Here is a 12,878-nt window from a genome sequence, read left to right as displayed (position 1 = left end):
CCTTTCGATGGAACTAGGGCGCGGGATCGCCTTTGAGGGCTTGGCTCTCGTACATGCCGTACGGCTTTTTCATCGACTCCTCGTAATAAAAATCGGGCACGAACTTTTTGTTTTTCCATTTATAGAAAGCCTGGTCCTTCACTGGGATTTCCGCGTATTCGATGGTCGTCATCATGCCGCCCATCGGCTGAGTGCCGTTCACCGTGTGCTTGTCGATGTGATCGTGCACCATCCAGATGCCGGGATTGTCGGCGCGCAGAATCAGGTCGTAGCGCTCGCCCGGTCCGAACAGGATCGTGTCGGCGAGGTAAGGATTGGCGAGTGGCCGGCCGTCTTTGGCATAGACCTCGAAGTCATGGCCGTGAATGTGGATGGAATGCATTTCGTCGCCGGCGCCGATCAGGCGGATGCGGACGACATCGCCTTTTTTGATCCGCAATGGCTGGGTGTCGGGAAAAGCCTTGCCGTTGATGGTGAAGAAATCCTCTACGTCGCCGGGGACGCCGCCGTAGCCGGGCTTGTTGGCCCAGGCAGAAGACCAACTGGAGAACATCATGATGTAATCTTTAGTAACTTCCTTTTCGATCGGCGGCGGATCTTTCGGATCGACGATCAACGGACCCCACATGCCGCGTATCGCGACGTGTTCGTTGACGTTGACGTGACAGTGGTACCACATGGTGCCGGACGGCTCGGCCTTGAAGCGATAGGTGAAGGTCTCGCCGGGCGGGATCGCCGGCTGCGTAATGTCGGGGACGCCGTCGTTTTTCCAGCTGCCGCGTTGAAACATGCCGTGCCAATGAATCGTGTGGGGCAGCGTCGTGTTGTTTTCGACCTCGACCTCGACGTCATCCCCCTCCTTCACATGGATCAACGGACCAGGAGTCTGGCTGTTGAAGGAAAAGGTGTGAAAGGTCTGCTTGCCGACCAGCCTGAGGATCGTGTCCTCGATAGACATTGAAAAATGACGGGTCTCGGCAGATGCGGCGGGTGGACTCGCGACGGCGCCGGCGATGCTTGCGGCAACGATGAATTTAGCGAGACGTGCGCGCAGCGCACGGCGTTCCTGGATCATGGACATAACATGCATTTCATATTGATGTTTTTTGATAAACCGCTATCAACTCGACTGTAAAGTGAGCGGCTCTTATCCGTCGGGCATCCAGTCGTACTGGCGCCGATGATGCCGAACAGTACTGGTGATCACGACGCGCCCCCAACCCGCAAGAACTGATAACGGCCGATTGGTGACATCTTCGGGGTCATAAAGCAACATTTAAAATGCATCTTTTACACCAAAAAGAATCCAACGATGGAGCCTTCACCAGAACATCAATTACGCACGGGATCATCGCGCCGGATTTGAGCGGTCCGTCTCTCATCGTTATGCGGTCCACTACATCGCTGCGGTACACAACGCTTGCAGCGTAAGCTCGTTGATGCCGACTTCCTGCGCAGCAGCGGGCATCACCATCCATAGCCGATCGTTCCACATCTGGTCGCTTCCCACTGTCCGCATCAGGCCCACCCATTTGACCAGCGCGGGCTTTGCCTTGCCATTCTGCAGCAACCAAAGTCCCATATAGAATCGCGCAATCAGATCGTTGGGATCATTTCGGAGCGCAAACTCGAATTCGGCCTTGGCGCGATCCGATATCAAACCGCCATCCGACAACGCGAGCGCCTCCCCCAATGCGACATGAAGCACGTTGTTGTCCGGATCGTGCTGAATCGCCCGTTCAAGCATCGGAATGCTGAACCGGGGAAGTCCAATCTGCAGCAATGCGCCACCCGCGATCTGCCAAGGTCGGCTTGCATCCTTCACGTCCACAAGCTTGGGCAAATCGGACAAGCCTTCGAGCGGCACCGGCGGCGCCGTAGCCGCGCTGTTCAGCGACACGGTAACGTGGTGAGTCGTCAGGGGCGGCAAATGCGTGAACCACAACGCGGCCGCAACACCGACCATAACTCCGGCAGCCGAGGACGCGACGTACAGCTTTCTCCATCTCCTGGAACGCTGCTTTTGATTTACAGGTGCTTCGCTCATGCCCCACGCTGCGAATGGCTCTTGTGCCTCGTGAGGGTAAACATGTACTTAGAATGTATGTTTGTACAGTCCAAAAATCGAAAAACTGAAAATTCGGAAACGGTCGTGATGTGAAGGCAACAGCGTCCGGCGCGCCGGCGCCTTAACGGAGCGACGGACCAGGCCGTCACGCTATTGTTGCTTGTCGGTATAGGGCCGGATCACGGGCTGCTTTATGCGGCAGGCGGAATCCCGAAATCTTTCGGATTGAGGATAAGATCAGCGAGCGTGTAGCGATCAAGAGTCGCCGTGAATGCGGCCAATGCTTCCCTCAACGGCGTCCGCAGCCGGCAGCGCGACGAGATCGGACAGCGGTTGTTCGCTGAAAAACATTCCACAAGCGCGAAATCCGGCTCCGTCGCGCACAAAACGTCGCCGAGCTTGATCCGGTTCGGCCGTTTGGCAAGCATAAGTCCGCCCGACCTGCCGCGCACCGCTTTGAGATAGCCCGAACGCGTAAGTTGATTGGCGACTTTCATAAGGTGGGTGCGCGAGATGCCGTAGACGCCCGCGGTCTCCTCGATGGTGATCAACCGATCGCTATGGGTCGCCGCATACATCAGCAGGCGAAGCGTATAGTCGAAAAAGCTTGTCAATCGCATCGGGATTCCGCCGCCAGCAAATCGTGTGGCCAGAACGTGAGCATTTTTGAAAAGATGAACTTATCCAGCGTCTTTAGCAAGTCTCCATGCTGTGGAGGGATCGTCACGAACCCGCTACCGGCTGGCACCCGCTGATGGCTCGCGATGGACAGGAGAACCGTCCGTGGCGACGCATACCAGTTCCACGCTGTCCGGTCTGGACAGAGGTGCAATCTCGTTTGAGGGTGACCCCGATCAGGATGGCGCTGTGATCGACGGAGCCGGCGCCCGCACCGGGGAAGGTTCGTCGATACTTTCTGCCAGATGCCGGCGCCTGGATCGTCCCGACAAACCCCTCTTTCCTGCATGCAAATCTACACGGACGACACCCATGACTCTGCAGCGAATCCGCGGATACTGCGCGTTGTGCATCTCGCATTGCGGTTGTATTTCCACGGTCGAGAATGGTGTTCTGACCAAGGTCGAACCGGATCCAAGCCATCCGACCGGCGGGAATTTCTGCATCAAGGGCAAGGCCGCGCCCGAACTCGTCAACAGCCCGGATCGCCTGTTGACCCCCCTCAAGAGAACCCGCCCGAAGGGCGAGCCGGACGCTGGCTGGCAAGCTATTTCATGGGAGGAAGCGCTGAGCTTCACCGCCGGGCACATGAAAGACGCGGCGAGGCGGTACGGGCCCGAGTCGGTCGCTTTCAGCGTCACCACCTCCAGCGGCACCGCCATCAGCGATGCGATGCCTTGGATCTATCGCCTGATCAATGGCTTCGGCAGCCCCAACGCGGTCGCGACAGCTCATATCTGCAATTGGCACAAGGATTTCGCCACCGCCTTCACCTTCGGCGCGGACAGCGGCATGCCGGATTTCGAACGCACCGGATGTCTGATGTTGTGGGGATTCAACCCGACAACCTGTTGGCTGGCGCAAGCCTCGGCAATCGCTGAGGCCAAGAAGCGCGGCATGAAGCTCGTGGTCATAGACCCGCGGCAAGCAGGACTGGCGCACAAGGCCGACCAATGGATGCGGGTGCGGCAGGGCACCGATGGCGCATTGGCATTGGGCATCGCCGGCATCATGATCGAACGCGGATGGTACGATCGGGATTTCATCGCGGCGTGGAGCAATGGCCCTTTCCTGATCCGGAATGACAATGGACGCTTCCTTGCCGAATCCGATCTGAAGAAAGACGGTGGCGCGGATCGTTACGTAGCGTGGGACGAAGCGGCCGGGCGACCCACAGTTTGCGGTCGCGAGCCGCAACACAACGCCTCGTCGGGCCATCTTTCCCTCGCCGGCACGTTTGACGTCGAGACCTTGCACGGCAATATCGCCTGCCGGCCGGCGTTTGATTTATATGCGGACTTGTGCCGGACCTATTCCCCGGAGAGGACGCAGCAGATTACCGGCGTGCCAGCCGACCAGATGCGACAGGTCGCCGAAATACTGCACACGCACGGGCCTGTCTCCTACTACGCATGGTCGGGCGTCGGACAAAGTACCAATGCCACGCAGACCAACCGCGCGATGTGCCTTCTATATGCGCTGACCGGCGACATCGACGCGCCGGGCGGGAATGTTTATTTCGCCAAACCAGAACTCAACAACGTGTTCGGCCGCGACTTTATTTCGCCCGCGCAGCGCGCAAAAACGCTCGGATTGACGGAACGCCCGCTTGGCCCGGCGAAAAACGGCTGGATCACCACGCGTGAACTGTATCGCGCCATTCTCGAGGAACGACCCTACCCCGTCAAAGGGTTGGTGGCCTTCGGTTCCAGCCTTCTGCACAGCCGTCCCAGTCCGGATGAAGGTACGCGCGCGCTCCGAAAACTTGATTTCTATGTTCATTGCGACCTGTTTCTCACGCCGATGGCCGCCGAAGCCGATGTGGTATTGCCGGTCTCGTCGGCATGGGAGCGCGAGGGGATCGCGGACGGATTTCGCGTCAGCCAGGAAGCAGACGCACTGTTGCAATTGCGCAGGGCTGTGGTGCCACCGCGCGGAGAATCCCGTTCGGATACCTGGATCGCTTTCGAACTCGCGCAGCGGCTGGGTCTCAAGGACCGGTTCTTCGGTGGCAGTATCGACGCCGGCATGTCCTGTATGCTGGAGTCGTCGCACGTGACGCTGGAAACGCTGCGGGCGCATCCGGAAGGCGTCGCGCTTCCGCTCTCGACGGAATACCGGAAATACACCCGGCACGGCTTTGCCACGCCCACCCGTCGCATCGAAATCTATTCGCAAGCCTTGCGCGATATCGGCCAGCCTGCCCTGCCGGATTACGTGGCGCCCGCCGCCAGCGCGGAACGACATCCGGAGTGGCGCGAGCGCTTCCCGTTGCGGCTGACATCGGCCAAATGGACCTACTTCTGCCATAGCCAGTTTCGCAATCTCCGCAGCCTGCGCGACAAAATGCCGGATCCGCTCATCGAGGTGCATCCCGATACGGCGCGCGCCCGCGGCATCGATGAACTTGACTGGGTGATCATCCGTTCCCACCAGGGCGCGATCCGCGCGCGCGCAAGATTCAATCGCGCCCTCGAAAAGGATGTCATTTGCGCCCAGTATGGCTGGTCCGACCGCCCGGATAGCACGGCGGATGCGGGGGATATTTCTCTGAACTTCAGCAAGCTGATCAGCAATGAATTCTATGATCCCGTCAGCGGCTCTTACCCTTTGCGAGCCTATGCCTGCCAATTGGAAAGGGCTCCCTCCCCTGCGATTGATGCGGCTGCTTTGGAGCTTGAAACGCGGTTCCCTGCGATCCCGGAAAAGTGACAGGATTCTGAAAAAGACGCGGAACCAAGCAGGCATGGCGAGGTTAGGGCCTGAAATGCGCGGCTCGAATTACGAGGAGTGCTCCATGTGCGATTACAGCCTGCATCACGTCTCCTCACGGCCCGCCAGGGTCGCCGACAAGCTGGTTACGATGGAACTCGCGAGATCGAAAGCACGGGGTTTTGCCGCCGTGGGCGAACTCGGCTCCAGGTTAGTCATTCATGACAATCCGCCGGAAATGGCGGTCTGCCTGTTGCCCGGAACCGAACTCGCGTTCGACGACAACGTCCGATACGATCGCGCTTTCCATTTACGCCTTTTCGGCACGAGAATTTTCGGCAAGGCCCAGGTGGATTGCAAGGTCGCAAGCTTCCGGCAGGTCGATACCAACGATCCGTACGTCCAACACGATGCGCTGGAATTTCCAGATGGAAAAATTTTGAAGATCAATAAGTTGGCGCCGGGCCAAACTGCCACGGTGCTGCAGTTGCCGGTGGCGATACCGCATAATGATAATGATCACGAACAGTTCGAAGCCAGGGCTGCTGCTTGTCGCGCGCCCCTGGTCTTGCATAGAGCCTCGGTCGGTTCTGGCATCGCGTCCATCCTGATACCGAGCGAGAGCACGGTGATGTTATTGGACACGCTACGCGGTTCGGCCGTAAGATTCTTCGCCGCATTGGCGCAGGCGTTCCGGCGTTTGACCGCCTCTCGCAGGCCGGATCTCGAGGCCGCATCGCTCGCGGATGTCGATGCGGGCGTGGAGACAGGCGCGCTCGCTACGACGCGGCCGCAGAAGCTCGCTGAGAAAACGCAGGAAACCAAGGTCGGATCTGCCGCCTAGGCGTCAGGCATCGGACGAGAGGCGGATTGATTGCGTTGCAGCCGCAAAAAGCTTTACGCCAAACTTGATTGAGCTTGGCGTCGGCGACTTGGACTTCGCTCCCTCGGCAGCAAGTCCGTCGCTCTTGTCGACAACTGGACGGGTTCTGGCGAAGCCGGCACCGGTAAGTTCGGCGAGACGAGAACGGTACAGCACATAATAAACACATGACAAAAAGTCCGAAGGAATCCCAAGACAAAAGGGAATCCGAAAAAGAATCCAAAGATCCAGGGAATATCATCCCGAAAAGACTTCAAGGAACTTCCAGGAAAGGAAAGCAAAAACAAATCTCGCAAAGTCGGGAAAGTCGAATGCAGCGATAGAACTCAGGAACGAACACAAGCTAGTTAGAGGACGGAAGGAGCACGACACATGGACATTCGAGCTCAAGTTTCGATGGTCTTTCACCTGGACAAGTGCATCGGCTGTCACACCTGCAGCATCGCGTGCAAGAACATCTGGACCGATCGCAAGGGCACCGAGTACATGTACTGGAACAACGTGGAGACGAAGCCGGGCACCGGCTATCCGACCCGTTGGGAAGACCAGACCAAGTATCGCGGCGGCTGGGTGGTCGACGGGGAGCGTCAGAAGAATCTGCGGCTGCGGCTGCAGGGCAAGTGGGGCACGCTGACCAACATCTTCTACAACCCCTATCTGCCGACGCTCGACGACTATTTCGAGCCCTGGACCTACGACTACCAGAACCTGATCAATGCGCCGCTGGCCGACGAGCAGCCGACCGCGCGCGCGATCTCGATGGTGACCGGCAAGTACATGGACACGATCGAGGCGGGCCCGAACTGGGACGACGACCTCGGCGGTTCGCAGGTCTACGCCAACAACGATCCGAACTTCGACGGCGCCTCTGACGAGGAGATGCGCCAGATCAACGAGATCAACAGCACGGTGTTCTTCTATCTGCCGCGCATCTGCAATCACTGCCTCAATCCGGGCTGCGTTGCGGCGTGCCCGCAGGGCGCGCTCTACAAGCGCGGCGAGGACGGCGTGGTGCTGGTGAGCCAGGAGCGCTGCCGCGCCTGGCGCATGTGCGTCTCGGGCTGCCCCTACAAGAAGACCTACTTCAACTGGTCGACCGGCAAGGCCGAGAAGTGCATCCTGTGCTATCCGCGCCTTGAGAGCGGCCAGCCGCCGGCCTGCTTCCACTCCTGCGTGGGCCGCATCCGGTATATCGGCCTGGTGCTTTACGACGCGGACGCGATCGAGGAGACGGCCAAGGCGCCGCAGGATCAACTGGTGATGGCGCAGCGCAACATCATCAAGGATCCGTTCGATCCGGAGATCATCGCGGCCGCGAGGGCCAACGGCATCCCCGATGCCAAGATCGCCGCCGCGCAACAGTCCCCCGTATACCAGTTCGTGAAGAAGTGGGGCATCGCGCTGCCGCTGCATCCGGAGTTCCGCACGCTGCCGATGCTGTTCTACGTGCCGCCGCTGGGGCCGGTGCTCGCCAAGGTGGCGAACGGCGTATACGACAACGTCGCCTCCGAATCGAGACTGGGCCCGTTGATGAGTTCGCTCGAGCGGTCGCGCATACCGCTGCGCTACATGGCGAGTCTGTTGTCGGGCGGCAACGAGGCGATCATCCGCGAAGTCTACAAGAAGCTTGTCGCGGTGCGGGTGTACATGCGTTCGAAGAAGGTGAAGGACATCCCGGAGGAGGAGGTGCAGCGGGCGCTTGCCGAAGGCAAGACCACGGGGGCCGAGGTCGAGGCGATCTGGCGGCTGACGTCGATGCCGACCTTCGAGGAGCGCTTCGTGGTTCCGCCGATGGAGCGCGAGACGGCGGTCGATGCGCTGTTCCCGCAACTCGATCCGGTGTCGCATAACTACCCGATCCGCAAGGGCGCGGTCGGCGTCGGCTTCCACACAGATCCGGCGAGAGGACCATAGCCCTCTGTCTGCACGCCGGGGCGCGCGAGACGACGGTTGGTTTCGGATGTCCAACCCAGTCTCGCGCAACCCGTTCTTTCCCGCGCGCCTTGCGACGTTTACAAAAAATCCCGGAACAAGCTTGAGCCGATTCGAGTTCTCTTCCATAACCCAATGGATTGGAACCGCGTCGAAGGAAACTGGAAGCAGATCAAGGGCAAGGTGCCTCCTCTGTTATTGGCTGCAGGAGCAATGGGGCAAGCTGACCGACGACGATCTCAATCAGATCGCCGGCCGGCGCGAGCAGCTCGAAGGTAAACTGCAGCAGCGGTACGGCTACCAGAAAGACCAGATCAAGAAGGAAGTGGACGCCTGGTACGGCAAGCAGTCATGGCCCGATTAATGAAATGAATTTAATTAAAAGAATTCTGCCCCGCTTCGGCGGGGCTTTTTTCGATCACCCATCTTTCAACAGCCCTTGCAGAGACGACGCTTCGACCGATGCTGATGGGGTCGCGCGCAAAGACCCCGACGCACGGATACAATCGACACGAAGATTAACGATACAATGCAAGAAATCCGAACGTGACGCATTCGCAGAGGAACGAGGTTACGATCTCCTTACCCATTCCTCGAGGTGGCCTGCCGCGTCCAATTATAGCGCTTCGAGCGGAGCGGATACCGGTTCGCGTGACGAAAACGCGCCGATCAAGACCCAGGCGTCCTTCACCGTTTCCATGAGACAGTGAAGGATTCCAGGCCTCGACGAAGCGAACTTTGCTTGGGAGCAGGCAAACCACGACTATTCCTTCGCCCTCGACTCTTCGCCGTAGAAAAAGCATGATCGGCCTGATTTGACCGCCCTCGCAATCCCATCCGAAGGCCTTCCGATGGACATCATGCCCAACCAACTGAGTGTTGTCGTCGTGACCGCTTCGCGGCCGTTGATCCGGCCCGACGGCCGTTACGCCATCGAGTTGGCGACGACCGAACTTGGCGCCATCGCATTCGAGGTCGATGAACGAGCGCTGTACGCATTGCGCCAGGCCATCGGTGAAATCGAGACGGAGATGAAACGCAGGCCTGGGAGGGCCTGATCCGAAGCCGTCCGACACCCGCCGACCGGCCGGGCATCCCCGGGAATATGGCGGATGCAGGCGCAGCCGGGCGTCTTCGGGACATTATAACTGCCCGCGTTGTCATCCCATTGGAACCTGCGGCAGTGCCGGCGCCACATTCTTTCCAATCAAACCGATCCCAAGGCCGGGAGGGCCCGCCCTGTTTTCTTGTCCAGCGGATAGGAAGATACGACCGTGGTAGCAAACTGGTAGTCAAGAAACCATTTTACCCGACCGACGAAGTCCTGTTGAAACATTCGACGGCCTATTGTCCCCGAAAACCATAAGGGGAAGCGCCATGATGGAAACCACAATTGCCGCCCTGCTGTTCGTCAGTCTCGTCGTGTTCTTCGCACACGCATACGATGCGCTCCAAAAGGATTGACGGCACGCGGCTCATACCTCGCCCCCTCCACCGACCGGCGCAGCGTCGTCGAACCGACCGGGCTTAATGAATCCGGCGGTCCCGGACGGTCGGCCGTCGCGGAGCCTGATTGTCCGCGCTTCCGTATTCCGCAGTCGCCAACGGGCCGCCGCCTGCTTGCCGCCCTGTCCTACTCCAGCCATTTTTTTGATCGCTTAGTCGCCGGCGGTTCCGTGGCCTGTCGGTTTCTCTATTGCAGGAGGTAATCTTGCTGGAGCGGCGAAAAGCAGTTCGACACCGGACTTTCAAGGGCGCCTCGATCGAGTTCGGCGGCGGAGCAATCGACTGCACAATCCGGAATCTCTCCGAAAAAGGCGCGACGCTCGACGTAGCAAGCTCCGTAGGCGTTCCGGACAGGTTTAATCTTCACCTCAAGGGGGACCATATCCATAAGTGCCGCCTGGTCTGGCGAAAGGAAACGCGAATTGGGGTCGAGTTCGATTAACCTGCCGTCCCGACAGTTGAATATGACGAAGATTGTCTACAACGACCGTCCTGGCGGATTGGTCTCAGCTATCGTGGCGTCGGAAGCGACGTGGCGTCGGAAGCGAAAAGGCTCTAGCTGGAGCGGCCGATCCCTCCCGACGGCGAGAGGGGAAAACGCATGATGAATTTGGCGCCGTGATCGGGGCCATCCTCGACAGCAATGCTCCCAAAATGCGCTTCTACAATCTTCTTGACGATCGACAATCCTAATCCCGCGCCCCCGCTTGCGCGCGAGGATCTTCGCCAGAACCGCTGGAAGATCGATTCACGATCCGCCAGAGGCACACCGTCGCCATTGTCGATAACACTGATAGATCCCTCGGAGCCGACGATGATCTCGATGGCGGTGCCCTCGGGGGTGTGATGGAGAGCGTTCTCGACGACATTTCGCGTCGCGCGCCGGATCATCTCCTCATTTCCCTTGACGAGAACGGGCTCGTCAGCGCATGTCAATTCGATGCTCTTGCCCCGCTTCAACGCCAGCGGAGCGATGAACTCTGCAACCTCAACACAAACATTGTGAAGGTCCGCGACGTCTTCCGGATCGACGATCGCCGTTTCAAGCTCCGTCGCGTCGAGCAACTGGCCTACCACCCTGCTCATATTCTCGACGTCGCGCCCCAACGCGCGGCTCGCATCGCTATGCGGGAGGGTCTCGATCCTCGTGCGGAGAATGGCGAGCGGCGTCCGTAGTTCATGCGCCGCATCGGCGGCAAACTCACGCTGGCGGCGAAAACCCAGCGCCAGCCGGTCGAGAGCCTGATTGATCGCTTCGACGAGAGGCAGAATCTCGCGAGGCATGTCGTCCATTGGCAAGCGGACATCAAGGCGCGTCGGACTGATATGCTTCGCGCGGTCCGAGGCCCTGTGTAGCGGCCTGATCGCCAGTCGGAAAATAATGAGGTCGGCGCCGAGCAGGAGAAGCAGTACCGGAACGATTATCCAGACGACCTGCCGCAGGAAGTTGGCGAGAACGTCGTCGACGATCACGTCGCGATGCGACAATTCTTCCGCAACCTGTATCCAGACGGAATGGCCGTCAATATCCTTGCGGCTGCTGGCTCCGGCGATCGTCTTTTCTCCGCCGGGAGTTCGCGCTTTGTGCGGGACAATTCCGGTCGCGTTCCGATCAATGGCAAACAGCGGCTGCTTGTTCGGGCGCGACGAGAAAATCACCGCGCCCGCGTCATCGACGATCGCATACGCGTATCGACCGTATTTATCGGAATACTGGTCGCGCACGCCCTCTGGAAGGCGCAAAGACCATCCTCCCGCCGGCTGCACCTTCAGGTGGCTCGCGAAGATCTTGATCTGAGCCGCCATCGTATTCAGTTGGAGTTCTGCGACATCCGATGCCAGCGACCAGTGCAACACGGATCGCAGCAGAACGGCCGCGGCAATCACCGCGACGACATGAAGAGCGACAATGCGCGACAGGATGGATTTTCGCAGCGCCATCTCGTGCCCTGAATCTGAAGTTCGGCCTCATTGTGCAGCGCCTTCCGGAGCGAACTTCCGATTCGAAAGGGCACTGGAAAATTTATAGTGTCCCGATTCCGAAGTCCGCATGTCCTTCCGGCAGCCTTCGATGCGAACCTCGGAATCAAAGGGGCAACCCGTGCGGATTCAGAAGTTCGCCTGACCATAGCGTTTTCGGGCGAATGGATATCGGTTCGCGTGAAGAAAACGCATCAAAACAACATCCGGAGCTTCGCTTGCGATTCATTCGGAAGCGAAACTCTAGTCACTCTCCATCATCACATAGCCGACTCCCCGAACCGTGGTGATCCTTACCTTTGCTCCGATATCCAGAAGCTGCTTGCGCAGGCGATGCACATAGACCTCGACCGCGTTGGAGGCGACATCTCCGGTGAGACCGAAGATCTGGTCCTCGAGAAGTTTCTTGGAGACGACGCTACCTTTCCGGCGCAACAGCAGCTCGAGCACCGCGATTTCCCGGGCGGAAAGGTTCTGCGGCTCCATGTCAACAAACGCCTGCCGGCCTTCGGTATCGAAAGTCACGTTGGCGAGATGCAGCGAACTGCCGAGCAAATGCCCCGGGCGCCTGAGCAGTGCTTCGAGACGCGCCACAAGCTCGTCAAAGGAAAAGGGTTTGACAAGATAGTCGTCCGCGCCGCTGCGCAGCCCGCTGACCCGATCCTCCACGCCGCCCCGCGCCGTGAGCACGAGGACCGGAAGGGGGTCCTTGCGGTGCCGCAGCTCACGCAGGATCGAAAGGCCGTCGCCGTCAGGCAGGCCGAGATCGAGAATCAAAGCCGCGTAACGGGTCGTTCCAAGCGCACTGAGAGCGTCAGCGACATTGGCGAGAACGTCGGTCTCGTATCCGGCCGCCCCCAACCCCTGCGCCAGAAGATCGGCCAGCTCCTCGCTGTCCTCGACAATCAACACTCTCATGGGTGCGACGGCCTCCTCAATCCTGTCGCCGGCGTGACCCACCGCAGAAGAGCGGGTCTTGCTGTCATTTCGGCCTCGCGCGGGACAGCCTGTAAGCTGCGTGTAATGTAGCTGACATGACCGTCACTGTAAGGCTGCCGTAAGATGCAACTCCTATAGCAGATATGCCGCGCATCGGATTGAGGTATCATGCCCGTCAGC

10 protein-coding genes and 1 pseudogene are annotated in these 12,878 nt (G+C 59.3%); 6 read left to right on the top strand and 5 right to left on the bottom strand.

What is annotated here, in order from left to right:
* Nucleotides 1–13: 13 nt before the first annotated feature.
* The 3 genes from ACMDCM_RS01315 to ACMDCM_RS01305 form a co-directional block, all read right to left on the bottom strand.
* On the bottom strand, nt 14–1,090 hold the full coding sequence (locus ACMDCM_RS01315) for a multicopper oxidase domain-containing protein (RefSeq protein ID WP_412771877.1): 1,077 nt from the start codon (nt 1,088–1,090) through the stop codon (nt 14–16).
* A gap of 306 nt (nt 1,091–1,396) precedes the next feature.
* The gene (locus ACMDCM_RS01310) at nt 1,397–1,867 is read right to left on the bottom strand and encodes a tetratricopeptide repeat protein (protein ID WP_412771876.1); all 471 of its coding nucleotides are present in this window, start codon (nt 1,865–1,867) and stop codon (nt 1,397–1,399) included.
* A 392-nt stretch (nt 1,868–2,259) separates the two neighbouring features.
* The gene (locus ACMDCM_RS01305) at nt 2,260–2,688 is read right to left on the bottom strand and encodes an RrF2 family transcriptional regulator (protein WP_412771875.1); all 429 of its coding nucleotides are present in this window, start codon (nt 2,686–2,688) and stop codon (nt 2,260–2,262) included.
* Between the two features lie 163 nt (nt 2,689–2,851).
* Between ACMDCM_RS01305 and ACMDCM_RS01300 the strand changes: the two genes are divergently transcribed.
* From ACMDCM_RS01300 to ACMDCM_RS01275, 6 genes and pseudogenes are all read left to right on the top strand, one after another.
* Nucleotides 2,852–5,458: a molybdopterin-containing oxidoreductase family protein gene (locus ACMDCM_RS01300; protein WP_412771874.1), complete on the top strand. Its 2,607-nt coding sequence runs from the start codon at nt 2,852–2,854 to the stop codon at nt 5,456–5,458.
* Nucleotides 5,459–5,648: 190 nt separating this feature from the next.
* A complete protein-coding gene (locus tag ACMDCM_RS01295; protein ID WP_412771873.1) occupies nt 5,649–6,302 on the top strand; it encodes a hypothetical protein in 654 nt (217 codons plus the stop codon).
* 411 nt (nt 6,303–6,713) lie between these two features.
* Nucleotides 6,714–8,255 (top strand): nitrate reductase subunit beta, encoded by a 1,542-nt coding sequence (gene narH, locus ACMDCM_RS01290; protein WP_412771872.1) that lies wholly within the window; start codon nt 6,714–6,716, stop codon nt 8,253–8,255.
* Between the two features lie 153 nt (nt 8,256–8,408).
* Nucleotides 8,409–8,637: pseudogene (locus ACMDCM_RS01285) on the top strand (CsbD family protein).
* Nucleotides 8,638–9,133: 496 nt separating this feature from the next.
* On the top strand, nt 9,134–9,331 hold the full coding sequence (locus ACMDCM_RS01280) for a hypothetical protein (RefSeq protein WP_412771871.1): 198 nt from the start codon (nt 9,134–9,136) through the stop codon (nt 9,329–9,331).
* 638 nt (nt 9,332–9,969) lie between these two features.
* A complete protein-coding gene (locus tag ACMDCM_RS01275; protein ID WP_412771870.1) occupies nt 9,970–10,221 on the top strand; it encodes a PilZ domain-containing protein in 252 nt (83 codons plus the stop codon).
* A gap of 113 nt (nt 10,222–10,334) precedes the next feature.
* Here the strand turns inward: ACMDCM_RS01275 and ACMDCM_RS01270 are convergent, their stop codons facing one another.
* Together ACMDCM_RS01270 and ACMDCM_RS01265 are read right to left on the bottom strand one after the other, a co-directional pair.
* Complete coding sequence (locus ACMDCM_RS01270) at nt 10,335–11,720, bottom strand: sensor histidine kinase (protein WP_412771869.1); 1,386 nt, start codon at nt 11,718–11,720, stop codon at nt 10,335–10,337.
* Between the two features lie 282 nt (nt 11,721–12,002).
* Nucleotides 12,003–12,677 (bottom strand): response regulator transcription factor, encoded by a 675-nt coding sequence (locus tag ACMDCM_RS01265; RefSeq protein ID WP_412771868.1) that lies wholly within the window; start codon nt 12,675–12,677, stop codon nt 12,003–12,005.
* Nucleotides 12,678–12,878: the final 201 nt, after the last annotated feature.

It is taken from the genome of Nitrobacter sp. (genome assembly GCF_047149785.1).
Lineage (GTDB): Bacteria > Pseudomonadota > Alphaproteobacteria > Rhizobiales > Xanthobacteraceae > Nitrobacter.
The sequence above is the reverse complement of the archived record's forward strand: the minus strand, read 5'-3'. Positions and strand labels throughout refer to the sequence as shown.

Coding starts and splice junctions, on each gene's coding strand:
- ACMDCM_RS01315 (WP_412771877.1), bottom strand. CDS start 1,090: ATGCATGTTATGTCCATGATCCAGGAACGCCGTGCGCTGCGCGCACGT.
- ACMDCM_RS01305 (WP_412771875.1), bottom strand. CDS start 2,688: ATGCGATTGACAAGCTTTTTCGACTATACGCTTCGCCTGCTGATGTAT.
- narH (WP_412771872.1), top strand. CDS start 6,714: ATGGACATTCGAGCTCAAGTTTCGATGGTCTTTCACCTGGACAAGTGC.
- ACMDCM_RS01280 (WP_412771871.1), top strand. CDS start 9,134: ATGCCCAACCAACTGAGTGTTGTCGTCGTGACCGCTTCGCGGCCGTTG.
- ACMDCM_RS01270 (WP_412771869.1), bottom strand. CDS start 11,720: ATGGCGCTGCGAAAATCCATCCTGTCGCGCATTGTCGCTCTTCATGTC.
- ACMDCM_RS01265 (WP_412771868.1), bottom strand. CDS start 12,677: ATGAGAGTGTTGATTGTCGAGGACAGCGAGGAGCTGGCCGATCTTCTG.